Raw genomic sequence first — 23,995 nt, 5'->3', positions numbered from 1 at the left:
AGGCGGTCAGGCCACCCCGTACTGCATCCTGAGACGCTCCCGGTTCAGCGCCAGCCACTGCAGGCCGATGATCGGGATGGCCGACCGAATCCGCCCTTCGGCGAGCAGGATCATCGCTGCGGCAAAATCGACCACGCTGACCAGGATGTCTTCGTGCTCCTCGGCCAGACCATGGATTCCGCCGAGGCCGGAAGAATCCACGATACCGCAGTAAAGAGTGATGCTTTCCGAGCAGCCACCCGGTGTGGTGAAGAACTCCGACACGGGGATGAGTTCATGAATCTGGGCTCCGGCCTCTTCCAACGTCTCGCGATGGGCCACTTCGTCCGTATGTTCGCCCGGTTCCACAGCACCGGCGACGATTTCCAGCAACCAGGGATTTCCCCCCGATTTGAGCGGTCCAACCCGGAACTGTTCGATCAGCACCACCCGATCGGCCACCGGATCGTAAGGAATGACCGCCACGCAACTGCTCCTGTGGTACAGCTCGCGCGTGACGATTTCGCTCCAGCCGCCGCCGTGGAGGGTGTGGCGCAGCCGCAGCCGCAGCAGCGTGAAGAATCCGCCGTGAAGCCGCTCCTCCCGCAGAACCTCGAACTCCCGGGTCATCAGTACAGGTGCGGCGACGAGGTGGACAGCTTCGTCAAAGCCGCTTCCAGGCTGGTGCCCAGTTGCCGGACGACGCGGTCCAGCAGGGTTTCCCGGTGCGAGTAATTCACGATCTCCTTGGCCCCGATGACCGTCTCGGCCACCTCATGCAGTTCGCCGACGGCATCCACCAGTCCGAGCTCGATCCCCTCGGCCCCGGTCCACACAAGGCCCGAGAAGATTTCGGGCCGGTCCTTGAGCCGATCGCCACGGCCGGCTTTCACCGCAGCGATGAACTGCTGGTGGACCGTGTTCAGCAAACGCTGTACATGCTGTTTCTCGACCGGATTCACCGGACCGAACGGATCGAGGATCGCCTTGTGATCGCCCGCCGTCATTACCCGACGCTCCACCCCCAGTTTCTCCAGCGTGCCGACGAAGCCGAAACCGTTCATGATGACGCCGATCGAACCGACGATACTGGCCGGGTTCACGAAGATCCTATCCGTGGCCGAGGCGATGTAATAACCCCCTGAGGCACAAACATCGGTCACCACGGCATAGACCGGCAGCGCCGGATGCTCTTTCTTGATCCTGCGGATCTCATCGTAGACATAGGCCGATTGCACCGGACTGCCGCCCGGCGTGTTCATCCTGAGGACGATGCCCTTCACCCCTTTGGCCTCGGCCGCCTCGCGCAACCCCTCGATAATGGTGTCGGCATCGATTTCGCCGCCTTCGGCAATGGTGCCACTCACATCCACCACCGCCGTGTGTGACTTGCCGGACGCCGTCAGACCGTCATGAGCCAGCGGCTTGAAGGCCAGTACGAGGCCGAACCCGATCGCGGCAACCAGAAAGGCTCTGTACGCCAGGTTCCACCGCCGCGCCTTCCGCTGTTCCACCAGCGCTTCGAGCAGGAGCTTTTCCAGCGCTTCCCTTTCCCAGCCGGGACAGGAACGAGCCGATTCGGTCGAAGACTGGGGGGTAGAATCCTCATTCATAGTGCTTGAACCCTGTGGAATTTTGAAACGAAAAACGAGAGTGCCCGCGAATGAGCGCCGGCCTCAGGCTCGAGGTCTGACAGCCGACAGGAAATCTTGAAGGTCCGGTTCCAGAGGCGCTTCGACGCGGATTTCGCGCCCGTTTCGGGGATGGGTGAACGCGAGCGTCGCGGCATGCAGAAACATGCGCTTCAAACCGCGCCGGCGGAAGTCCTGGTTGAGCGAGGGATCCCCGTAACGTTCGTCACCCGCCAGCGGATGACCCAGCGACCGGGCGTGGACCCGGATCTGATGGGTACGGCCGGTCACCGGCCTGGCTTCCACCAGCGTCGCCCCGGAAAGTGGTTCCAGGCGGCGGAATTCGGTGATCGCCGCCTTTCCCTCGGACGAAATCTTCACCATCCGCTCGCCGCTCTGCAAGACGTTCTTGAGCAAGGGGGCGTCCACCACTTGCCGCCGGCGCGCCCACACGCCGCTGAACAGAGCCAGATAGGTCTTGTCCACCCCCTCTCCCCGGAACTGCTCGTGCAACTGGCGCAGCGCGGAACGGCGCTTGGCAATCAGCAGACAGCCCGACGTATCGCGGTCCAGCCGGTGCACCAGTTCGAGGAACCGCGCATCCTCCCGCGCCGCCCGCAGACCTTCGATCACCCCGAAACGGAGGCCGCTGCCGCCATGCACTGCCATGCCCGCAGGTTTGTTGACGACAAGAAGGTCCTCGTCTTCGTGGAGGATCCGGTTTTCCAGCCATGGCGTCGGGATCCCCGCCTCCGGCGCCTCGGCGAGGCGCAAGGGCGGGATCCGAACGACGTCACCTTCGTTCAGCCGCTGCTGCGCCTTGCTGCGGCCGCCGTTGATCCGCACCTGGCCGGTGCGGAGGATACGGTACACATGGCTCTTGGGGACGCCCTTCAGGCGCGAAAACAGAAAATTGTCGATGCGCTGGCCGGCTGTCTCGGCATCGACTTCTATCAGGCGAGGCCGGTTCGGGTCTTGCGGGAGAGGTTTCATCACGGAAAAATCATATCAGCTTTACACCTTAAATTGATGCTTTTGCTGAAGGTTGCTATAGTTCCCATTGGCATTTCACCGGCCGCGGGCCTGACGGCGCGACTCGTCTTCGGTGAGAGCCCCAAAGAATCGTTGAACGAACGACCCGGTGCATCGCCTGAAATACACAGGCGCGCCCATGCGGCCACCCGCGGGCGGAAGCGTCGCAAAGCAGCGGTGCCTGCCGGAATCCGATATGCAAATCAAAAACCCAAGGTCTGGATGCTCGACCCTTGACGAGCTCGAGAGTTAAGTTTTCCAACACTATCATTATCCGCCGGACCGGCCTTCGGGCCGAGCGGACTGGCCGTGTTTTCGCGCGGTATGGAAGTGGACGGGCCACGACGAAAGACCCTGCCGAACGCAGGTTCAAGGTTGGTATCGCGCTGCCTACCGTTCGCCGAATGGGACCGGTGCAGGAACCCTTGGTTCCCCCGCAGCCCATCTTTAACACACAGCATCGGGATACCCATCATCCGAACGATCGCTTCGATATCGCGAACCTGAAAAAGAGCATTCGCATGACAGAAGAAACAGAACAGGAAGGGATGTGGGCGAAATCCTGCGGCACAACCGGTTCAGGCGGTTCTCCAGCAAGAACGCCCAAGGAATCCATTGATGAAAAGAATGTTGATCAACGCCACGCAGCCCGAGGAATTGCGGGTCGCGCTGGTCGATGGACAAAAGCTTTATGACTTCGACATAGAAATCCCCGCGAGGGAACAAAAAAAGGCCAATATCTACAAAGGACTGATTACCCGCGTCGAGCCCAGCCTCGAGGCGGCGTTCGTGAACTTCGGCGCGGAGCGGCACGGCTTCCTGCCGTTCAAGGAAATCCTGCCGAAATATCTCGGCGCCGGCGGCGAAGAGTCCGTCTCCCGGCGGGAAATCAAAGACGTTCTCAAGGAAGGCCAGGAAGTCGTCGTTCAGGTCGAAAAAGAGGAGCGCGGCACCAAGGGCGCCGCCCTGACCACCTACATCAGTCTGGCCGGCAGCTACCTCGTGCTCATGCCGAACAACCCCAAAGCGGGCGGTATCTCCCGCCGCATCGAGGGCGACGTCCGGTCCGACATGAAGGAGACCCTGAGTCAGCTCCATGTTCCCGAAGACATGGGCGTCATCATCCGCACGGCGGGCGGTGGCAAGACGGTCGAAGAACTGCAGTGGGACCTCAATTATCTGTTGCAGCTGTGGGAAGCGATCGAACGCTCGACGCGGGAAAAACCGGCGCCGTTCCTGATTTTCCAGGAAAGCAACGTCATCATCCGAGCTCTGCGCGACCATCTGCGGGGTGACATCGACGAAATCCTGGTCGACAACCCTTCGACTTTCAGGCTGGTGCACAGCTTCCTGCAACAGGTCATGCCCCAGTTCATCAACAAGGCGCGCCTGTATCAGGACAACGTACCCCTGTTCAGCCGTTACCAGATCGAAAGCCAGATCGAAACGGCCTATGCCCGCGAAGTGCCGCTGCCCTCCGGCGGCGCCATCGTCATCGACCATACCGAGGCGCTGACGACCATCGATATCAATTCGGCGCGGGCCACCAAGGGCGGCGATATCGAAGAAACCGCGCTGAACACCAATCTCGAGGCCGCCGACGAGATCGCCCGCCAGTTGCGCCTGCGCGACCTGGGGGGATTGTTCGTGATCGATTTCATCGACATGATGGCGGCCCGCAACCAGCGTGCGGTGGAGAACCGCCTGCGTGAGGCAGTGCGCCTCGACCGGGCGCGCATCCAGCTCGGTCGGATTTCCCGTTTCGGCCTCATGGAAATGTCACGCCAGCGCCTTAGACCTTCGCTCACGGAGACGGCGCTCCTGACCTGCCCGCGCTGCAAAGGCCAGGGGACGATACGCAGCGTCGAATCGCTGGCCCTGTCCATCCTCCGCGTCCTGGAGGAGGAAACGATGAAAAAGAACACCGACCGGATCATCGCCCAGCTGCCAGTCGAGTCGGCCACCTATCTGCTGAACGAGAAACGCGCGGCGATCCAGCAGATCGAGGTCCGGCACAATGTGGCCATCACCATCATCCCCAATCCGCACCTCGAAACTCCCAACTATGATATCCAGCGGATCCGGAGTGGCGGAGCCGGTGGGGAAGAAGAGATACGCAAGAGTAGTTACCAGCTCATTGCCGAGAAATCGCCCGAGACTCCCAAGCCGACACGAACGCCCAGTGCCGCCGCGGAGGCTCCGGCGGTGCGGGAATTCATTCCCACCGCCCCGCAGCCGGGCGGCGGCGACCAGCGGGCCCAAGCTCAGCCAGGCCAGCCTGGCGGCGGGCTGATCAAACGCTTCCTCAACATCCTGACCGGTCAACGCATCGAGGACCAGCCTCCCTCTCAGGAGGCGTCTCAGCCGTCCGCCGGACTGCCGTTACCCGTACCTTTCGTACAGACGGGCAAGACGGCCGGCGCGCAGGCGGAAACGGGATCGCCTCCGACCGACGACAGCGATCACTCCGGAAGCCAGCGGCGCCGCGACCACCGGGACGGCAGCAGACGGGGGGGCAACCGCCGGAAACATCCCGCCCAGCGGGACGAAACGACCGACCGACGCCATGGCGGGCCGACTTCGGACACCGAAGCCATCCAGGCTTCCGGAGCCGAGGAACCGCCCCAGACGTCGACTGACCAAGAGGAGCGGCCCAAATCCGAGGGGGGCCGCGGTCGCCGCCGGGACGGCAGAGGCCAGCGCCGGCGGGCGTCGGTTCAGCCGATCGTGGAAGCGCCGACGGAGGGCATCGCGGATGAGACGGTCGTCTCTGAAATTCCTCCAGCGGGCGCGGACTTGAGCGACCCTGTGCCTGCCGCCGATTCCGGCGAAACTCCCGACCAGGGAGATGCCGTCGGCCACGAGCCGGCCGAAGGAGACAGGGTGGATGCGGAACTCCGCCTGCGGACTCCACGGTCGCGGCGGGGCGGCGTGAGACGGCGTGGCCGCGGCAGGCGGGACCGTCGCCCGGCAGCGCCGGGTGAGCAGGGAAGTGAAGCTCTCGAACCGGTCGGCATCGATTGGGGCGACGACACCGCTAGAGGCCGCGGCGTGGAAGCCGAAGCCAATCCGCCCGGCCCGGCGGAAATCGACGATCACCGGCGCGAGCCGTTTTCATCCCCGGCGGAGCGGAAAGAGACGGCGGAATCCGATGAATACCGTGCGCCGGGTCTGCCGCCCAGAGCATGGCAGTCCCCCGCAGCGGACCTCGCCGCCCGGGACGAGCACCCCGATTCTCCGCCGCCGGTCGAACGCGGCGCCGGCTCTTCGGATTGAGCCGGGCCGTCGGACACGGACCGACACTCCGTGTCCGACGGCCCTTGCGGAGGCATCCTTCCCGGGCCGCCATTCCCCGGCACTTTGAGTGCCGCCCGTCAGTGCCGGGAAGACAGCCGTTGCGACCACAGTTCCCGCAAGCGTTTGGCGGAAACCGGATGGGCGGTTTTCATCTGCTGGGCGAACAGGGAGACGCGGAATTCTTCCAGGGCCCAGCGGAACTCGTCGCGTTCAGGAGGGAGGGATGTTCCCCCTTTTTCCACCGATTCCCAATAAGGTCGCCAGAAAACCATGATTTCTGCCTGCAGGCGGGCGTCCCGCGCCGGGTCTTGGTGGCCTTTGTCGAGCCGATGCAGTAGGGCTTTCAAGTAGCGAGGATAGTGCCGCAGGCGTTCGTAAGGCGTGGTGGCCACGAAACCGCCATGGATCAGGCGGGCGAGCTGTTCACCCGAGTCCTCGGCCGCCGGGCCGGCGCGGAGTGTCTTCGAGCAGCCTCGGCATTCACCGTACAGTGCCAGAGTCTGCTCGACGACTTTTCCCAACTCGTTGGCCTTCGCCACCAACTCGCCGCGCAGCAGTTCCACCCGGGAGTGGAATACCTCACGGCTTCGCAGTTCCGGGCGGTCGTCGATAAACAGTGCAGCCATAACCCGGTCCAGCAGGTCTTCCCGCAGATCGCGTCCAGCCGGGGAGAGCTGGCGATAGAGCAGTTCGCTGGCCGGAGTGACGGGCAGATTTTTCCGCAGGTATTTGATCTCTCTTGCCAGCGTCAGGCGCAGCAGGCGAATCAGACCAAATTCATGTTGCAGCCGGGCCTCGTCGGCCCGATCGAACACCCGCACGCCGACGGTCTCGCCTTCGTCGACGATGGCCGGAAAACCATGCAGGTCCTGGCCGTCGACCCGTCCGCTGTAAGTGGTCGGCAAATCGTCGAAGTCCCAGACCCGCCGGCCGGAGACTGCGATTTCCTGGCGGGCGATGTTCTGGAAATTGCGGCCGGCTTCGGCGCCGTAACGGGCCTGGAGCTGGCAGAGATCGCGGGAGCGGGCGATCACCACGTTGTTTTCGTCGACCAGGGCATGGTTCATCCGTAGATGCGCCGGCAGCGCGGCTTCGTCGAAGGCCGAAACCGGCGGCGCCACCCTGCCGATTTTCTTCAGCGCCTTGGCCAATTCCGCCGTCAGTGAACCGTGGCGATAGTCCATCATGGGCAGAGCGCGGTCGGCGAAATCGGGGGCAGGCACGAAATGGATACGCCAAGTCTTGGGCAAGGACTTGATCAGGGCCACCACTTTTTCGCGATACAGCCCCGGCACCAACCAACTCAGCGGTTCGGGGTCGATCTGATTGAGCACGTGCAGCGGAACGATGGCAGTGACGCCGTCGTCCTCATGGCCCGGCTCGAAACGGTACTCCAGCTTCAGCCGCACCGGTCCCAAGGCCAGCTCGTCCGGGAAATCTCCCGCGGTTCCTCCTCCGCCGCTGTCCAGCGTGATGTCCTCGCGCGACAGCATCAACAGCCGCGGCTCGCGACGCTCGGCGGCCTTGCGCCAGACTTCGAAGCTGGCGCCGTTGACCACTTCGGCGGGCACCCGTTCGTCAAAGAAGCGGTACAGGGTCTCCTCGTCCACCACCAGGTCCAATCGGCGCTCCTTCTGCTGGGAGTATTCCGCTTCCTCCAGCAATCTACTGTTCGCCAACAGGAACGGGGCCTTGCTGTCATAGTCCATGCGTACCAGGGCGGAGCGTATGAAGAGCTCCCGCGCCCCGGCGGGATCGACGTTCTCATATGGCACCTTGCGGCCGTTTTGCACGGTGAGGCCGTACAGGGCGGTGCGCTCGAACACGGCACCGCGCGCGGCCTTGCGCTCCCAGTGCGGTTCGTAGTAGTGGCGTTTCAACAAATGCGCGCCACACTTTTCGATCCATTCCGGCTCGATTCTGGCCACGGTGCGGGCATAGACCCGGCTGGTCTCGACCTGTTCGGCGGAGATGATCCACACCGGGCGGGTCTTGAACAGAAACGAACCGGGAAAGATCTGAAACTTCTGTCCGCGGACTCCGACATATTCGTTCTGATCCTGGCGGAAACCGACATGGCACAGCAGTCCGGTCAGTAAGGCACGGTGGATCTCGCCATAGTCGGCGGGAACCTGATTCGGTCGAAGTCCCAGTTCGCCCTTGACGACTTCCAGAATCTGCTGATGAATGTCGCGCCATTCCCGCATCCGTAAGGCCGAAAGGAAATTGTCGCGGCAATACTGGCGCAGCTTGCTGCCGGAGAGATGCTGACGCTGCTCCTCGTAGTCCTTCCACAAAGCGAGGATCGCCATGAAATCCGAATCCGGATGGCGGAAGCGGGCGTGTTTCTGGTCGGCGGCCTGAGCCTTGTCCGCCGGACGCTCGCGCGGGTCGGGCACGCTCAGGGCGGCGACGATGATGCAGACCTCGCTCAGACAGTTTTCCTCAGCTCCGGCCAGAAGGATCCGGCCCAGCCGCGGATCGACCGGCAGCCGGGCGAGGCGGCGGCCCAGTTCGGTCAACCGGCCCTGGGCGTCCAGCGCGTTGATTTCCTGCAGAGTCCTGAGGCCATCCCGCACCAGCCGCTCGTCCGGCGGTTCGACGAACGGGAAAACGCGGATGTCGCCGAGGTTCAGCGCCTTCATTTGCAGAATGACGGCGGCCAGGTTGGTGCGCAGAATCTCCGGATCGGTGAACTCCGGCCGGTTCAGGAAATCTTGCTCCGAATACAGGCGGATGCACACCCCAGGCCCGACCCGCCCACAGCGGCCGGCGCGCTGATTGGCCGAGGCCCGGGAGATTTTCTCGATCGGCAGGCGCTGCAGCTTGCTGCGGTGGCTGTAGCGGCTGATGCGGGCGTAGCCGGCATCGATCACGCCGCGGATGCCGGGTACCGTCAGCGAGGTCTCCGCCACGTTGGTGGCCAGCACGATGCGGCGGCGGCCGTGCGGCTTGAAGATTTTCTCCTGCTCGGACACCGTCAGCCGCGAATACAGCGGCAACACTTCACAGTCCGCCGGATGATGCTTGCGCAGGGACTCGGCGGTATCACGAATCTCCCGTTCGCCGCTCAGGAAAATCAGGATGTCGCCGGTGTTCTCCCGGTGCAGCTCGTCCACCGCATCCAGGATCGCCTGCTGTTCGCCGCGCTCGGTCTCGTCGCTCTCCTCTTCGGCCGAGTCGGGCGGGCGGTAGCGAATCTCCACTGGATAGGTGCGCCCGGATACACGCACGATCGGCGCATTGTCGAAATGGCGGGAGAAGCGTTCGGGATCGATGGTGGCCGAGGTGATGACCAGCTTGAGATCGTGCCGCCGGGGCAGCAGCCATTTGAGATAGCCCAACAGGAAGTCGATGTTGAGGCTGCGCTCGTGAGCCTCGTCGACGATGAGGGTGTCGTATTGGTCGAGGAACCGGTCGGTCTGGGTCTCCGCCAGCAGAATGCCGTCGGTCATCAGCTTGATGAGACTGTCCGGGCGGGTCTGGTCGTGGAAGCGGACTTTGTACCCGACGGTTTCGCCCAGCGGTCGCTTCAATTCATCGGCGATCCGCGCGGCTACGCTGCGGGCGGCGATGCGGCGCGGCTGGGTATGCCCGATGTAGCCCTGAATCCCGCGCCCCGCCTCGAGGCAAATCTTGGGAAGCTGGGTGGTCTTGCCGGAACCGGTCTCGCCGCACACGATCACGACCTGGTTCTGCCGGATGGCTTCGGCGATCTCTCCGCGCCGTTCCGACACCGGCAGCTCTTCGGGATACTCCAGCGGCGGCACGGCGGCCATCCGTGCCGAACACAGGGCCATCGAGGACTCGATCCGCCGGGCCATCGCTTCCAGCGCCTCCTCTGGCGGAGGGGACTTTCCGGCCGCGGCCTTCAGGCGTTGGAGTCGACGTCGCAGCGCAAACCGGTCCTTACCGAAACATTGGTCCAGCGACCGTTCCAGTCGTACGATGCGGTCAAGCATGAGGAATCATTGCGTCAGCCTGCACTCGAGGCGCCAAATGGCAAGGAGGATCATCGACACGGCAAAGGCCAGTAGCACCGCCACGTGCCCAAGCAGGGCCAAATCCAGACCGCCGGCCAGCAGCGGCCGGATCAGTGCCACGACGTGAAACAACGGCAGGCATTCGCTGCCGACCCGAACGGCGGGGGGCAGAGCGTCGGATGGAAAGAACACCCCGCTCAGCAGCACCATGGGCGTGATACCCAGCGTGATGTAGTACACGAAAAAGTCGTAACTGCGTGCGAAGGAAGTCACTACCAGGGCCATGCTGCCGAAGCAGACACCGGCGAGGAAGGCCAGCGGCAGTACCGCCAGTGCCGCCCAGCCGGAAGCCAGGCCGAAACCCGCCAGTACCGTCAGAATCAGACCGGCGGCGATCAGGCTTTTGGTGCCCATCCACAACACCTCTCCCATCACGACGTCGGCCAGCGACAAAGGCGCCGCAAGCATGCCGTCCCAAGTCTTCAGTACCGCCATACGGGTATAAGCCAGATACAGTCCCTCGAAGGTCGCGGCGTTCATGGCACTGGTCGCGAGTATGCCGCCAGCGAGGAAATCCAGATAGGGCAGTCCGGCGACCCGACCGACGTAGCTCCCCAGCCCGAATCCGAGTATGAGCAGATTGAACAAGGGCTCGACGAAGCCGCCGAGCAGCGCGGTGCGCGCACCCTTGCGCCATACCCAGGCGTTGCGCCGCCACACGGATTTCCAGCGCCTCGCCGCCTCAAGCATCGTGCAGATCCCGTCCGGTCAGCTTCAGGAACACGTCTTCCAGATTGGCGCGGCGGTAGACGTAATGCACGCCCTCCCAGGAATCCAGCGAACGGACCAGGGTTTCCAGATCGTCACCGTAGTGGAAGATGCTTTCGCCGACGCGCTCGCAGCGCTGGCCTTCGAGCCGGACCAGCGAACGACGCCAGTTTTCGGCATTGGCGCCGTGCACTTCCAGTACATGTGGTTCGATATGGTCGCGAATCAGAACCTGGGGACTGCTGTCGGCCAGAATCCGGCCCCGGTCCATCAGGATGATGCGCCCGCACAGACGCTCGGCCTCTTCCATGTAATGGGTGGTCAGGATGATCGTCAGTCCTTCGTTTTGCAGCTGGCGCAGCATGTTCCAGATATTGTGCCGCACCTGGGGATCAAGGCCGGTGGTCGGTTCGTCCAGCACCAACAGCTCGGGTTCGTTGATGAGGGCGCGGGCGATGGAGAGGCGTCGTTTCATGCCGCCGGAAAGCTGGCCGATGCGGGCATGGGCCTTGTCGGTAAGCGCCGCGAGTTCGAGGAGCCAGGGGATTCGCACCTTCAGCGCCCGCTCGGCGAGGCCGAAATAGCCGCCGTAAATCCGCAGGTTTTCCACCACCGTGAAATCGATGTCGAGATTATCCTGCTGCGGCACCACGCCGATCCTGGCGCGCATCGTGCGCCCCTCGACAGGGATGGCATAGCCCAGCACCGAAAGTTCGCCCGAGCCCGGCGGCGTGTTGCCCACCAGCATCCGCAGCGTCGTGGTTTTGCCGGCTCCATTGGGGCCGAGAATACCCACGAATTCGCCTTGCCGAATGTCGAAGCACAAACCGTCCACCACCCGCTTCTCCCCGAAATATTTGGTCAACTGGCGCGCGACGACGACTGGAGGGCGGGGTGAATTCACGGAAAGCTTGTGGAAATGAACGGGTGGGGAAAGCTTGAAAATTATACTATTGTGCTCTCCGGCGCCGCCATGCGTCGGAGCGCACTTCCGTGGCGGACCGACCGTCCCCTACGCCTCGAACAGTACGCCGTCACCGATGGCAAGCCCCAGAACCTGGTCCGCTCTCCCCAGATTGACGGCGACCTCGACCAAATCCAGCGAGTTGCGGTACCACAATGCCGTACCCGCCTCGACTGCGCAAAAAACCTCCGCATGCCGCACATGCCGGTCGTTGATACGCAACTTCCGTCCCGCGAATTCAGGACGGTAGCGCAGACCGGTCAATGCATTGCCGTAATGGTCGAAATAGACGATCGAGGCTGTGTCCGACGGCCATGCGGTCAACTCGGGGCCTGCGACGGGCCGATGTTCCCACCCGAAATCCCGTCGGGCGATCCGGGCCGCGACCGGCGCGAACAGGTCACGTCCGTGGAAGCTGGCCGACAGGGTCGTCGGCCGCCAGTCGATCCGCAACCAGCGCCGGCGTTCCGCCTGCACGGCAACGGTGTTGAGCAGACCGTTGTCCGGGCCAATGAACCAGCGCCCGTCCGCTTCCAGTGCCAGCGCCTCCCGTTCACCCCCCACTCCGGGATCGACCACGCAGAGAAAGACGCTGCCTTGCGGAAACTGCCGACAGAGCGCCGCGAGCAGGTACCCCGCGGGACGCGGAGCGGGGGCGTCGCTCACCAGGTGGATCACGTCCACACCGGGCGCGTTCAGCCGCAGCACCGCTTCCACCTGCCCCAGATAAGGTCCGGCCGGACCGAAGTCGGTGAAGAGCAGGATCATGGCCGAAGGGATCCGGGATCAATCTCCGGAAGAAGAGGAATCGCGGTGTTCGATGGATCGGGGGGTCTCGTAGGCCGGCCGAGGCTCGAAAAACCGGGAGAAGAAGAAGCCGAATTCGAACAAGAGCCAGATCGGAACCGAAAGCAGGGTCTGCGATACGACATCCGGCGGTGTCAGGACTGCGCCTATCACGAAAGCGCCCACGATCACGTAGGGACGGTTGTTGCCGATGGTTTCACGGGAGACGATGCCGCTCCATACCAGGAGGATGGTTGCGATCGGCACCTCGAAGGCGACGCCGAAGGCGAGGAAGAGGGTCAGCACGAAATCGAGGTACTTGGCGATGTCCGTCATCACCGCCACGCCGGCCGGTGCGGTGGCGGTCAAAAAACCGAACATCACGGGGAATACCACGTAATAGGCGAAGGCCACACCGGCGTAGAACAGCAGCGTGCTCGCCACCAGCAAGGGCAGCACCATGCGTCGCTCATGGCGGTAGAGGCCCGGAGCGATGAAAGCCCAGGCCTGGTAAAGGATGAAGGGGATCGACAGGAATACGCAGACCATCAAGGTCAGTTTGAACGGCGTCAGGAACGGCGACGCCACGTCGATCGCGACCATCTGCGAGCCTTCCGGCATATGCTTCAGCAACGGGCCGGCGAGGAAGGAATAAATCTCGTTGGCATAGAACGCCAGGCCAAGAAACAGCACCATGACCATCGCGAGGGCGCGAAGAATCCGCTGCCGCAATTCTACGAGGTGGGAGAGGAAAGGCTGCTCCACATCCTCCTCGGCCATTCTCGACTTACGGCTGGTCATCGGTCTGTTCCGGTGCTGCGGTTCCCGGCTTGGACGCCGGCCGCGGATTCCCCGAGGGGTTGCCGGAGCCGTCCGACAGGGACTCGAGAATCCGGCCGGATTTGGCTTCCCGCATGGCCCGTTTCAGATCCTGCATTTCCATCTCGTGTTCGATTTCGGCCCGGACCGAGGCCAGTGTACTGCGGGCCTTGCGTATCCAGTAGCCGGTCTCCCGCGCCACCTTCGGCAGCCGCTCCGGCCCAAACGCCAGCAGGGCGACCAGGCCGATCAGCAGCATTTCGGTGAAGCCGATATCGAACATGATCCGATCAGACCTTGTCCTTTTCCTTCTTGTCCACCACTTCCCCCTCGAGGGTGCGCGCCCCGCCCTCCGAGGGTTTGTCTTCGTTCTCGCTCATCGCCTGGCGGAAGCTCTTGATCGCGCCGCCCAGATCACCCCCGATGTTGCGCAAACGCTTGGTGCCGAAGACGACCAGCACGATCAGAAAAAGCAGCAGCAATTCCCAAACACCTATGCCCATGGCTCAGACCCCCGGATCGAACGTCATTTGACGAGCAGCAGCGGCTTGCCTTCCGATGCGAATTTGCAGTAGGTGCCGAGAAAATAGTCACAGTCCTTGGACTGGTCGATCACGGCCGCATCGCCCTTGAGGTGGATCTTGAGTTCGCAGTAGCGCGCTTCGCCTTCCACCTGTTTCTTCAGGACCAGCTCGTTGTCGGCCACTTTCTCCGCACTGCCACTGACCGTGTGGGAGCAGGGCCGCTTGCCTTCGTCGACGCTGCCGACCGGCTCGAAGTCAACATCCACCTCAACGCCGATTTCATCGCCGACCTTGTTGATCTTCATGTGCTGGACGTGGCCGCCATCCTGGCGCACGTAATGCTGGGCGATGGCGAACACGTTGGCGGAAAACAACAGGCCCACTACCGCGGCGGAAACTCGTTTCATGACTCTTCCTCGATTCGTTTGTTGTTGGATACTCAGTCTCTGAGCAGCTCGTTGATACCGACCTTGCCGCGGGTCTTCTCATCCACCTGTTTGATGATCACCGCACAATACAGGCTGTGACTGCCGTCCCTGGCCGGCAGGTTGCCGGACACCACGACGGAGCCGGCGGGCACCCGACCGTAGCTGATCTCGCCGGTCATCCGGTTGTAGATCTTGGTGCTCTGACCGATGTAGACGCCCATGGAGATCACCGACCCCTCTTCCACGATGACGCCTTCCACGATTTCGGAACGCGCGCCGATGAAGCAGTTGTCCTCGATGATGGTCGGGCCCGCCTGCAGCGGTTCCAGCACGCCGCCGATGCCGACGCCGCCGGAGAGGTGGACATTCTTGCCGATCTGGGCGCAGGAGCCCACCGTGGCCCAGGTGTCGACCATGGTGCCGGAATCGACGTAAGCACCGATGTTGACGTAGGACGGCATCAGGATGACACCGGGCGCGATGTAGGCGCCACGGCGGACGGCGGCGGGCGGGACCACGCGCACGCCGGCGGCGCGGAACTCCTCCGGCCCGAAGCCACCGAACTTGGGTTCCACCTTGTCGAAATAGCGCGTCTCGCCGCCGTCCATCACGCGGTTGTCGTTGATGCGGAAGGAGAGCAGCACCGCCTTCTTGAGCCACTGGTTGACCACCCAGCCGCCGTCTTTCTTCTCGGCGACGCGGGCCGCGCCGCTGTCCAACAGCCGCAGTGCCTCTGCCACCGCCTCACGCACTTCGGCACCCACCGTGCCCGGGCTGATCTGCGCACGATTCTCGAAAGCTTCGTTGATGATGTTTTCCAAAGACATGTGATCGCTGACTCAAAGGGTTTGAATGAACTGCTTGATACGGTGCGCCGCCACGACACACTCCTCCAAAGGAGCGACCAAGGCGATGCGGACGTGGCCCGTGCCCGGATCGACGCCGCCACTCGGGCGGGACAGGAAGCGCCCCGGCAGCACCGTGACATTCTGTGCCTCGAACAGGCCGGCGGCAAATGCAGTGTCGTCGATGGGGGTGCGCAGCCAGAGATAAAACCCCGCCGAAGGCACGGTCAGGTCGAGGACGTCTCCCAGCACGGTGGCAACCGCATCGAACTTCCGCCGATAAAGCGCCCGGTTCTCGCGCACGTGGATTTCGTCGGCCCAGGCGCGTTCGCTGGCCTTTTGTACGGTAAGCGGCATGGCGCAGCCATGGTAGGTCCGGTACAACAGGAAACGGCCCAGGATGTCGGCATCGCCGGCGACGAATCCCGAACGCAGGCCGGGTGCGTTGGACCGTTTGGACAGGGAATGAAACACCACGCAGCGGCGGAATTCGGTATTACCCATGGCGGCCGCGGTCTGGAGCAAACCCGCCGGCGGATCGGCCTCGTCGGCGTACAGCTCCGAATAGCATTCGTCCGATGCCACGATGAAATCGTATCTTTCCGCCAGTTCCAACAACCGCCGCTGCTGGTCGCCCCCCATCACCGCGCCGGTGGGATTGCCGGGGGAGCAGACATACACCAGCCGGCAGCGCCGCCACACCGTTTCCGGCACCGCGTCGAAATCCGGCAGGAATCCCGACTCGGCCGTGGTATTGAGGAAGAAAGGTTCCGCCCCGGCCAGGATCGCCGCGCCCTCGTAGATCTGATAGAACGGATTCGGCATCAGCACGAGAGGCTGTTCCGCCGGGTCGATCACGGCCTGGGCGAAGGCGAACAACGCTTCCCGGGTGCCGTTGACCGGCAGCACCTGCCGCTCGGGGTCTACCCCGCCCTCTCCTAGGTCGAACCGCCGTTCCAGCCATTGCGCGATGCAGCGGCGCAATTCCGGGCCACCCTTGGTGGTCGGATAGGAGGCCAGACCGTGCAGGTGCTGCAGCAGAGCCTCGGCGATGAAATGCGGCGTCGGATGCTGGGGCTCGCCGATGGACATCGCAATGTGAGGTTTGTCCGCCGGCGGCAGCCGGCCTCGCTTGAGATCCGCCAGCTTCTCGAAAGGATAAGGGTGCAGGCTGGCGAGCTTGGGATTCATGTCGGGAAGAATGGAGGGCGCCGTCTTCGTTGAAAAAGGTCGCAAGTATAAGTCATGGCACCCGCTTTCTTCCAGAATCGGTCCGCGCCGGCTTCAGCCGGACAGACCGGACAGGGGACCTGGCGAGCTGTCCTGGTCCCCGAAACTGTTGATGTTCACCCCCATGAACCGCGCGATCGACACCAAGAGTTTATTGTGCGGAACGCCGCCGAACTTCAGACTGCGCCCGGTCGCCATGCCGCCGGCTGCGCCGCCTGCCAGGATGAAGGGCATGTCATCATGGTTGTGCCAGCTGCCGTTGGCGAGACAGCTGCCGTGGAAAACCAGGGTGTTGTCCAGGAGGGTTCCGCCGCCGTCAGGCGTGGCTTGCAACCGTTCGATCAGACGCGCGAAGCGCTCCATGTACCAGGCCTTGATGGTCACGAAGTCCTGTCCCGCTTCGTGCGACGCGCCGTGGCAAGTCATCGGGCTGCCGGCTTCCTTGATTACGTTGTCGTGCACCGAGTTGTTCCACTTGAGGGTGACGACCCGGGTCAGATCGCAGGCCAGGGCGTGTATCGCCACGTCCGTGTGGAGATCGGCGATCGTCCCCATCCGGCCGGCGTCCATGAACTCCGGATTCTGCCACAGCGCCGTACGCGTCACCCGGAAGCCGGTCGGATTGAAATTCCAGGCGGGGCAACTTCCGGCCGCCGCCGACTGCAGCTTCTGCTCCAGCTCGCGCAAGGCGTCCAGATGGGTGTCCAGCTTGACCTTTTCCGTCGTACCCAGCCGGGCGCGCAGGGCGTTCAGTTCGCTCAGCGAATGATCTAGGGCACTGATACGGCGCTGGGCCCGCGCGCTGTCGCCGGCGCTGGCGCCGAACAGCGAGTCGAACGCCGCCAGGGGATTCATTTCGGGTACGACGGGAACGCCGTTGTTGTCGTAGGTGATGTGCTTGTCGGTGTAGATCGGGACGATGTTCAGGTTCAAATGTGGCCGTATCGTCTGGGTCTTGAAGACCTGGCCCAGGTAGTAGTCCAGCGATACGCCCAGCGTGCTGTTCTGCCCCCCCGTACCGGTCAGCAGCTTGATGACACCCCCCTCGTGGGTACCGCCGGGACCGACCATGTTCAACCCGCTCAGGAAGATGCAGTGCTGGCGCACCCGTTCCAGCGGTTGGGTCATGGCCGGCAGCGTGAAATCGGTGCCGGTGCCCTGCGCGTGCCACTGGGCCGGGATGGCGCCATCCGGAGTGTAGACGAAGATCACCCGACGCGGGCTGGAGCCCGCCCCCTGTGCCAGCCGCGCGAAGCTCAGGCTGAGTCCGGTGGCCCCGGCCAGTTTGAGAAAGTCCCTGCGTTTGATCGAGAGATTCATTGCATTCTCCTTATTGATCGGCACGGCGCACGGTGAAGCCGGGTGCGTTGACGATGCCGAGCAGCATGGTCTGCAGGTTATGGCCGTTGGCCGAATAGGTCTGCAGGAAACTGTCGAGGGCGCAGCTGTCGGACGATGCCTCCCGTCTGCCGGTGGCAAATCGGTAGTACTGGCGCGCCGCGCACTGCGCCGCGGTCGGGCTGGCCGCGATTTTCCGGCTGAGGTCGGGGAGATCGGTGAAGCTCAGCTCCTCGGTGGGCGTGAACGTCTCCAGGCCGCGCAGGACGCCGCTGGCATCGATGGCCTGTCCGTTTTCGGATGCCCTGAAGATGCTGGCGCCGTCGTAGTTCTCGAAGCCGAAGCCCGGTCCGTCCAGGTACTGGTGGCAGCCGTAGCAGCTGGTATTGGACTTGCTGTGGAACTCGAAGCGCTGCCGCGTCGTCGCATTCGGATCCGGCTGCGGCGCCTGGATGAAGCCCGCGTTGGCCGGCAGCGGCAAATCGCGGCAAAGCAGGCGCTTGTACAGGAAACCACCGCGTTTGAACGGATGCGACTCGTTGCTGTTGGCATAGCGCGACAGCACCGCACCGAGCGTGAGGATGCCGGTGCGGGTTCCGTCGCTCACCGTCACCGGCGCGAATCCGCTGCCCCCCGGACGGCCGAGCCCGTAGTAGTCCGCCAGGGTGTCGTCGACGACGACGTAGTTCGCGGTGAACAGCTCCGGAAAGCTCTGGGTGGACTCGAAGGCGACGAGATCGAAGAAGCCGATCAGTTCTTCGGACATTGCGGACCTGACCGCGGCGTCATAGCGCGGATACACCGCCTGGTCCTTCTCCGGCAGCGTGTACGGGCTGGTACCCAGCAGCCACTGGCCGACGAAATGGCCCACCCGGTTGCGGCTGCGCGGCAGGCTCAACAGGCGCGAGGCCTGGGCGATGCGCTGGTCGGGCGTGTCCAGCAGGTTCTGGTCCGCGGCACTGACCAGTTCGCCGTCGGGCAGCGACCCCAGGAACAGATAGGAAAGGGCGCTCGCCGTTTCGTACGGCGTCAGCTTGTACGTCCCGTCCGCCTGCGCCTCCCCCAGCTCGGAACGGTAGAGGAAATTCGGCGAAACCAGCATATGGGTGATAGTCGCCTCCACGCCTTCCCGGAATGAGCCCTGCCCGAACAGCGCAGCGTAGGCGTCGGCCTCTTCCGTGGTCAATGGCCGCCGGTAGGCGCGCTTGCCGAAAGCTTCGACGAACCGACGGGCACAGGCCGCATCCTGCTGTGTGCACGGCAGCAGGGCGTTCCAGTTTTGCTGCACCGCCTTTGCGGCGAGGGCCTCGGCCTGGGTCAGGAAGGCCTCGAGGCGAATGCTCGTCACCAGGTTGGTTGCGACATTGTTGTCGAAGCCATCCACGCGGTTTTCCTCCGGCAGGAGATGCACCAGATTTTCGGACAAGCCGAGCAGGTCGTTGACCGTGTTCTGGTATTCCTGGCGGGTGAGCAGGCGCAATGCCCGTCCACCGGGCGGCGGGCTGCCGGCGCAGGCATTGCCGCCGCCTCCGCCGCCTCCCGAAGCGGCGGCGGCAAGCACCTCGATGATGTACTTGGCGGTACCCGCCGCGCAGTTGCTGACGCAGTTCGCAGGCTTGGACGGGGGCATGCGGACGCGGATGATCTCGGTGAGCGTCGCGAGCTGGTCGGCCGTGAAATGGACCAGCGGCTTGTTGGTGAAGCCTCCCTTGCCGTCCTTCCCGTGGCAGCTGGCACAGCCCTGTTTCTGGTACTGCGACTCGCCGTACTTGAGCAAGGTCGGCAAGGAAGCGGATGCCGTCGCGGGCGGGCTGTTTCCCACCGCGTTGAAGGCATAGACCCGGTACTCGTAGTCGTTCCCCATGGCCACCGTGCCGTCGCCGAAGGACGGGGCACCGGCGGCCGTTTCGGCCACGAGAGTCCAATCGACACCGCCGGCGGTACGGCGCTCGATCCGGAAACCCTGGGCGTATGCGTCGGCCGCCGTCCAAACCAGGTTGACGACCGCGTTGTCGGCCACGGTGGCGGACAGACCGGCCGGTGTCCCCGGCGCCACCGGCACCGGGGTCGGCGTGGGGGTGCCGCCGCCCGTGGTGGTGGCGCAAGCGGCACCATTCAGCGTCAGCACGCCGGATACGGCGTTGGTGCCCGAATGGCTGCCGTTGAAACCGAACTCGATGGAAGCGCCGCTTGCGATCTGGCGATTCCAGCCGGCGGGCGTCACCGCGACCTGGGGGCCGGTCTGGACGTACTGGCCGTTCCACATTCCCGTCACGGTTTGGCCGCTGGGCATGGTCCAGGCGACCGTCCAGCCGTCCAGGGCGGTGCCGTTGTTTCTGACTTTCACGTTGGCAGTGAATCCATCATTCCATTGCGCCGTCACCTGGTAATCGGCCTGACACGGTCCGGTCGGCACAGGCGTAGGGCTGGGGCTGGAAGTCGGCGCCGGTGTCGGCGTGGGCGCCGGACTCGGGCTCGCGGGCGGTGCCGGGCTGGGCGTCGGCGTCGGGATGGGGCTCGGCGTAGCGGTCGGCGCGGGCGTCGGGGACGGCGCAACCGTGACCAGCGCACAGGCGACACCATTGAGGCTCAGGCTCGAAGGTGCGCGGTTGGCACCGGCGTGGCTGCCGTTGAAGCCGAACTCGATGTTCGAACCCGTGGCAATGTCCCTGTTCCAGTCGAGATGGCCGACTTCCACATGGGACCCGCTCTGGGCGAACCGACCGTTCCAGGAATTCGTGACCCGCTGGCCATCGGGCATATCCCAGACGACCGTCCACCCCGCCAGCGGGTCCCCATCGTTTCTGATCCGGACGTTGGCCGTGAAGCCGGTGTTCCACTGATCGGAAATCTGATAGGTGGCTTCGCAGGACGCCGGTCTCGGCGAGGGCGGGGGCGTGATCACGGCCATCGTGCATTTCACGCCGTTGACGCTCAGGCTCGCGGGCGTACGGTTCCTGCCGGTGTGGCTGCCGTTGAAACCGAACTCGATGTTCGAACCCGGGGGAATGTCCTTGTTCCAATCCAGGTTGCCGACGTCGACGTGTGCGCCCGTCTGGACGAAGCGGCCGTTCCAGGAATTCGTGATCTCCTGGCCGTCGGGCATCTCCCAGGCGACGTTCCAGCCCGCCAGCGCAGGGCCGTCGTTCCGGATCTTCACTTCGGCGGTAAACCCGCTGTTCCACTGTTCGGAAACCCGATAACTGGCTTCGCATGTCTCCGCGGCGGTCGCGGCAGTGGCTACAGCCGGGGACACCGTCCCGGCGCACCGCGTTCCGTTCAGGGCGATGTCCACCGGAATCCGGTTGCTCCCCTTGTGGCTCGCCTGGAAGCCGAACTCGATGACCTCGCCGGCGGCCACTTTACGGTTCGACGCATTGTTCTTCACGCTGACGGCCCCCTTCTTCCGAACGTATTTGCCGTTCCGGAGCCGAGTGATCTTCTGGCCTTCGGGCATGGTCCAGGTCACGGTCCAGCCATCGACCGCGTCACCGTGATTGACGATCCGTACCGTCGCCTTGAAACCGGATGCGGTCTGATTCTCCACGACGTAATCCGCGCTGCAGGATACGGCCGCCCACGACGCGCCCCAGAACAGGCCCCCCAGGCAGAGCCCCCCTGCCCAAAGCCAAAGGTACTTTTTCATCTTCATCGGTTCCTTCATCATCCAAGGGTATTCCGGTTCGGCGCACGAGTCGCGAAGACGGCCGGTGCCGGCGCCCGGACGGACTGCCTACGTGTCAGCAAAGATCACGCCGCCGTTCCCGGTCCAAACGACGATCCTTCCCGTCCGGTAAATCTAGTTCAACCCGGAAAAACCGGGCGAACCCCGGCGCGGGAGAATCTAACCCTCGGCAAACCCGGAGAATTGGAAAAATCTGACACCCGCCCGGATCACGGTGACGCGGGCAGCGGGCACCGGCCGGCACGATCGCCCTGGGCGATCGTAGTTCGCCCGCCGAATCGTTGAAGCTATAATGTCCCGCCGGCCGTCACCCATCCGATCCCGATCTGTCCCGATGAACGCGAGTCCCGAATCCACGCCCCCTCGATCCACCGGCTGTGATGTGCTGGTCATAGGCGGGGGACCCGCCGGGTCTACGGTTGCCGCCCTGCTGGCCGAGCGCGGTTACCGCACGGTCATGCTGGAAAAATGCCGCCATCCCCGCTTCCACATCGGCGAATCCCTGCTGCCGGCCAACCTCCCCTTGCTGGAACGATTGGGGGTCAAAGAGGAAGTCGAGCGCATCGGCATGTACAAACCCGGCGCGGAATTCGTGTCGCCCGATCACGACGGGACACTCATCTTCGAATTCGCCGACGCCTGGGACAAATCCATGCCATATGCTTACCAGGTGCGGCGATCGGAGTTCGACCACATCCTCGTCCGCAATGCGGTGAAGCGCGGCGCGGAAGTCCTGGAGGGCTGGCGCGCCACGGACATTCGGTTTCTGGCCGACGGACGGGGCGCGGAGGTCGATGCCCAGGACGACGACGGCCGGAGCCGGCGCTGGCAGGCGCGCTTCGTGGTCGATGCTTCCGGCCGTGACACTTTCATCGCCAACCGGCTGAAGCTCAAGCAGCGCAACCGGAAACACAGCAGCGCTGCGGTCTATGGCCATTTCGCCAACGCGCGCCGCTTGAACGGCCGTTACGAGGGCAGCATCTCGGTGTTCTGGTTCGAACATGGATGGTTCTGGTTCATTCCGCTGGCCGACGGGACGACCAGCGTGGGCGCGGTGACCTGGCCCTATTACATGAAACGCAGGAACAAGCCGCTGAGCGAATTCTTCCTCGACACGATCGCATCGTGCCCTGCCCTTGCCGAACGCTTGAGCGCCGCCGAACTGGTTTCGGAGGTGCAGGCCACTGGCAATTTCTCCTATGTGTCCACCCGGACGCACGGCGAGTCCTATTTGTTGATCGGCGACGCCTTCGCTTTCATCGACCCGGTGTTCTCGTCCGGCGTTCTGTTCGCCATGCAGGGCGGAGTGACCGCCGCCGAGACGGTGGATGCCTGCCTGCGCCAGCCAGGACGGGCGGCTGCGGCGCTCCAGCGCTTCGATCGGCGGATGCGACATGGCCCGCGCGAGTTTTCCTGGTTCATCTACCGGATGACCGACCCGACGATGCGGGAGCTGTTCATGGCACCGCAGAACGTGCTGCGCATGAAGGAAGCTCTGCTCTCGTTGCTGGCGGGCGACATCTTCGGCCGCACGCCGATATGGTTTTCGCTGTATGCCTTCAAGGCGGTCTATTACCTCAACAGTCTGTGGCATTTCCGCCGCACACTGGAAGCGCGGCGGCGGCGCAGCCTGAACATCCAGGACGTCGATCTCGCCTGATGTTCCCGGCCATGGTTACGCCGACGGACGGCATGCTGGCAGTCCTTTACCTGCGGCAAGCCGAACTGCCGGCCGTGCTCGACCTGATCGGGGAACGAGGCCTCGGCGCCGTCGCCTTCGGAGCAGCGCCGCCGGCCACACTCCCCCCTTCGCTTCCCCGGTTGGGGATCGCGATGCCCCAGAGGCTGCCGGCCGAGCCGCTGGTCGAGATTTGGTTGGGCGTTTCCCGTGCGACCCGGGGCAGGACCGGAGCCATCGACTGGGCCTGCGACGGACTCCACCTGTTCGGAAGCTTGCAGACCGAGGCGGGTGCGGACATCCGCGGCGCGACGGGGCGCGCCTATGATGCCCTGTTCCAGTTGCTGGAACGGCACGGCTACCCCCACCTCGTGCGGGTCTGGAACTACTTTCCGGGCATCAACCGGGAGGAATCGGGGCTGGAACGTTACCGGCAGTTCAACATCGGGCGGCAGGAGGCATTTCTCCGGGCCAACCGGCCGGTTTCCGGTGCTTTGCCGGCCGCCTGCGCGCTCGGTACGCACGCCGGCCCGCTGGTGGTCTATTTCGTCGCTGCGCGTATACCGGCGTTCCCCATCGAAAACCCGCGCCAGCTCAGCGCATATCGCTATCCCCCGGCCTATGGGCCACGCAGCCCGAGTTTCTCCCGTGCGACGCTGCTGCGATGGGCCAATCGGACCGCGGTTTTCATTTCCGGCACGGCGAGCATCCTTGGCCATGAGAGTGTGCATCCCGGCGACGCTGCCGCGCAGACCCGCGAAACGTTGATGAACCTCACGGTCCTGGTCGAAACCCTGAACCGGGAGTCCGGCGGCGCCGGCTTCGGCTGGAAGGATTTCCGCTACAAAGTCTATGTCCGGCCCGGCTGCCCGCTGGAACCGATACAATGTGAACTCGCAGCGATGCTACCGGTGGCGGATGACGTCCCGTTCGTGGAGGCCGAGATCTGCCGCCGTGAACTGCTGGTCGAGATCGAGGCCTTCGGAAGCAGAACACCTTGAGAAATCC

At 63.9% G+C, this 23,995-nt stretch carries 19 protein-coding genes; 4 read left to right on the top strand and 15 right to left on the bottom strand.

Features of this window, described 5'->3' with window-relative positions:
* Positions 1-6: 6 nt before the first annotated feature.
* From H156_RS0112920 to rluC, 3 genes are all read right to left on the bottom strand, one after another.
* Positions 7-609, bottom strand: coding sequence for an NUDIX domain-containing protein (locus tag H156_RS0112920; RefSeq protein ID WP_017365639.1), 603 nt, complete (start codon positions 607-609; stop codon positions 7-9).
* The gene (gene sppA, locus H156_RS0112915) at positions 609-1,592 is read right to left on the bottom strand and encodes a signal peptide peptidase SppA (protein WP_017365640.1); all 984 of its coding nucleotides are present in this window, start codon (positions 1,590-1,592) and stop codon (positions 609-611) included. Before sppA ends, H156_RS0112920 begins: the two co-directional genes overlap by 1 nt.
* A 63-nt stretch (positions 1,593-1,655) precedes the next feature.
* On the bottom strand, positions 1,656-2,606 hold the full coding sequence (gene rluC, locus H156_RS0112910) for a 23S rRNA pseudouridine(955/2504/2580) synthase RluC (RefSeq protein ID WP_017365641.1): 951 nt from the start codon (positions 2,604-2,606) through the stop codon (positions 1,656-1,658).
* Positions 2,607-3,055: 449 nt separating this feature from the next.
* Here rluC and H156_RS17365 point away from each other — a divergent pair, with 449 nt between their 5' ends.
* Both H156_RS17365 and H156_RS0112905 read left to right on the top strand, forming a co-directional pair.
* Positions 3,056-3,337: a hypothetical protein gene (locus H156_RS17365; protein ID WP_155897569.1), complete on the top strand. Its 282-nt coding sequence runs from the start codon at positions 3,056-3,058 to the stop codon at positions 3,335-3,337.
* On the top strand, positions 3,261-5,918 hold the full coding sequence (locus tag H156_RS0112905) for an Rne/Rng family ribonuclease (RefSeq protein WP_017365642.1): 2,658 nt from the start codon (positions 3,261-3,263) through the stop codon (positions 5,916-5,918). The genes H156_RS17365 and H156_RS0112905 overlap by 77 nt, the downstream gene beginning before the upstream one ends.
* 98 nt (positions 5,919-6,016) lie before the next feature.
* On the opposite strand, the gene hrpA is transcribed toward H156_RS0112905, so the two are convergent.
* The 12 genes from hrpA to H156_RS0112845 form a co-directional block, all read right to left on the bottom strand.
* The gene (hrpA, locus tag H156_RS0112900) at positions 6,017-9,901 is read right to left on the bottom strand and encodes an ATP-dependent RNA helicase HrpA (RefSeq protein WP_017365643.1); all 3,885 of its coding nucleotides are present in this window, start codon (positions 9,899-9,901) and stop codon (positions 6,017-6,019) included.
* A gap of 6 nt (positions 9,902-9,907) precedes the next feature.
* Entirely contained in the window at positions 9,908-10,672 is a 765-nt protein-coding gene (locus tag H156_RS0112895) for an ABC transporter permease (RefSeq protein WP_017365644.1), read from the bottom strand.
* Positions 10,665-11,594: an ATP-binding cassette domain-containing protein gene (locus H156_RS0112890; RefSeq protein ID WP_010960760.1), complete on the bottom strand. Its 930-nt coding sequence runs from the start codon at positions 11,592-11,594 to the stop codon at positions 10,665-10,667. The genes H156_RS0112895 and H156_RS0112890 overlap by 8 nt, the downstream gene beginning before the upstream one ends.
* A 108-nt stretch (positions 11,595-11,702) precedes the next feature.
* A complete protein-coding gene (locus H156_RS0112885) occupies positions 11,703-12,422 on the bottom strand; it encodes an SAM hydrolase/SAM-dependent halogenase family protein (protein WP_010960761.1) in 720 nt (239 codons plus the stop codon).
* Positions 12,423-12,440: 18 nt separating this feature from the next.
* A complete protein-coding gene (tatC, locus tag H156_RS16190; protein ID WP_228370305.1) occupies positions 12,441-13,241 on the bottom strand; it encodes a twin-arginine translocase subunit TatC in 801 nt (266 codons plus the stop codon).
* Positions 13,228-13,542, bottom strand: a complete 315-nt coding sequence (tatB, locus tag H156_RS0112875) for a Sec-independent protein translocase protein TatB (protein WP_017365647.1) — start codon at positions 13,540-13,542, stop codon at positions 13,228-13,230. Before tatB ends, tatC begins: the two co-directional genes overlap by 14 nt.
* 7 nt (positions 13,543-13,549) lie before the next feature.
* Positions 13,550-13,762 (bottom strand): twin-arginine translocase TatA/TatE family subunit, encoded by a 213-nt coding sequence (tatA, locus tag H156_RS0112870; RefSeq protein ID WP_010960764.1) that lies wholly within the window; start codon positions 13,760-13,762, stop codon positions 13,550-13,552.
* 23 nt (positions 13,763-13,785) lie between these two features.
* Positions 13,786-14,190, bottom strand: coding sequence for a hypothetical protein (locus H156_RS0112865; RefSeq protein WP_010960765.1), 405 nt, complete (start codon positions 14,188-14,190; stop codon positions 13,786-13,788).
* A 32-nt stretch (positions 14,191-14,222) separates the two neighbouring features.
* Positions 14,223-15,038: a 2,3,4,5-tetrahydropyridine-2,6-dicarboxylate N-succinyltransferase gene (gene dapD, locus H156_RS0112860; protein ID WP_010960766.1), complete on the bottom strand. Its 816-nt coding sequence runs from the start codon at positions 15,036-15,038 to the stop codon at positions 14,223-14,225.
* Positions 15,039-15,050: 12 nt separating this feature from the next.
* A complete protein-coding gene (gene dapC / locus H156_RS0112855; RefSeq protein WP_017365648.1) occupies positions 15,051-16,247 on the bottom strand; it encodes a succinyldiaminopimelate transaminase in 1,197 nt (398 codons plus the stop codon).
* 93 nt (positions 16,248-16,340) lie between these two features.
* Positions 16,341-17,606, bottom strand: coding sequence for a DUF1552 domain-containing protein (locus H156_RS0112850; protein WP_017365649.1), 1,266 nt, complete (start codon positions 17,604-17,606; stop codon positions 16,341-16,343).
* A 10-nt stretch (positions 17,607-17,616) separates the two neighbouring features.
* Positions 17,617-21,270, bottom strand: coding sequence for a cellulose binding domain-containing protein (locus tag H156_RS0112845; RefSeq protein WP_161625746.1), 3,654 nt, complete (start codon positions 21,268-21,270; stop codon positions 17,617-17,619).
* A gap of 373 nt (positions 21,271-21,643) precedes the next feature.
* Here H156_RS0112845 and H156_RS0112840 point away from each other — a divergent pair, with 373 nt between their 5' ends.
* Together H156_RS0112840 and H156_RS0112835 are read left to right on the top strand one after the other, a co-directional pair.
* Positions 21,644-22,969: an NAD(P)/FAD-dependent oxidoreductase gene (locus H156_RS0112840; RefSeq protein WP_050998203.1), complete on the top strand. Its 1,326-nt coding sequence runs from the start codon at positions 21,644-21,646 to the stop codon at positions 22,967-22,969.
* An 11-nt stretch (positions 22,970-22,980) separates the two neighbouring features.
* Positions 22,981-23,988 (top strand): chorismate transformation FkbO/Hyg5 family protein, encoded by a 1,008-nt coding sequence (locus H156_RS0112835; protein ID WP_154656728.1) that lies wholly within the window; start codon positions 22,981-22,983, stop codon positions 23,986-23,988.
* Positions 23,989-23,995 lie beyond the last annotated feature (7 nt).

This window comes from Methylococcus capsulatus str. Texas = ATCC 19069 (assembly GCF_000424685.1).
Lineage (GTDB): Bacteria > Pseudomonadota > Gammaproteobacteria > Methylococcales > Methylococcaceae > Methylococcus > Methylococcus capsulatus.
This window is presented reverse-complemented; position numbering and strand designations above follow the sequence as displayed.

Bases quoted from the DNA above. Each gene is read 5' to 3' on its own strand.
- H156_RS0112920 (WP_017365639.1), bottom strand. From the start codon at position 609: ATGACCCGGGAGTTCGAGGTTCTGCGGGAGGAGCGGCTTCACGGCGGA.
- sppA (WP_017365640.1), bottom strand. From the start codon at position 1,592: ATGAATGAGGATTCTACCCCCCAGTCTTCGACCGAATCGGCTCGTTCC.
- H156_RS0112905 (WP_017365642.1), top strand. From the start codon at position 3,261: ATGAAAAGAATGTTGATCAACGCCACGCAGCCCGAGGAATTGCGGGTC.
- hrpA (WP_017365643.1), bottom strand. From the start codon at position 9,901: ATGCTTGACCGCATCGTACGACTGGAACGGTCGCTGGACCAATGTTTC.
- H156_RS0112895 (WP_017365644.1), bottom strand. From the start codon at position 10,672: ATGCTTGAGGCGGCGAGGCGCTGGAAATCCGTGTGGCGGCGCAACGCC.
- H156_RS0112885 (WP_010960761.1), bottom strand. From the start codon at position 12,422: ATGATCCTGCTCTTCACCGACTTCGGTCCGGCCGGACCTTATCTGGGG.
- tatC (WP_228370305.1), bottom strand. From the start codon at position 13,241: ATGACCAGCCGTAAGTCGAGAATGGCCGAGGAGGATGTGGAGCAGCCT.
- tatB (WP_017365647.1), bottom strand. From the start codon at position 13,542: ATGTTCGATATCGGCTTCACCGAAATGCTGCTGATCGGCCTGGTCGCC.
- tatA (WP_010960764.1), bottom strand. From the start codon at position 13,762: ATGGGCATAGGTGTTTGGGAATTGCTGCTGCTTTTTCTGATCGTGCTG.
- H156_RS0112865 (WP_010960765.1), bottom strand. From the start codon at position 14,190: ATGAAACGAGTTTCCGCCGCGGTAGTGGGCCTGTTGTTTTCCGCCAAC.
- dapD (WP_010960766.1), bottom strand. From the start codon at position 15,038: ATGTCTTTGGAAAACATCATCAACGAAGCTTTCGAGAATCGTGCGCAG.
- dapC (WP_017365648.1), bottom strand. From the start codon at position 16,247: ATGAATCCCAAGCTCGCCAGCCTGCACCCTTATCCTTTCGAGAAGCTG.
- H156_RS0112850 (WP_017365649.1), bottom strand. From the start codon at position 17,606: ATGAATCTCTCGATCAAACGCAGGGACTTTCTCAAACTGGCCGGGGCC.
- H156_RS0112845 (WP_161625746.1), bottom strand. From the start codon at position 21,270: ATGAAAAAGTACCTTTGGCTTTGGGCAGGGGGGCTCTGCCTGGGGGGC.
- H156_RS0112840 (WP_050998203.1), top strand. From the start codon at position 21,644: ATGAACGCGAGTCCCGAATCCACGCCCCCTCGATCCACCGGCTGTGAT.
- H156_RS0112835 (WP_154656728.1), top strand. From the start codon at position 22,981: ATGGTTACGCCGACGGACGGCATGCTGGCAGTCCTTTACCTGCGGCAA.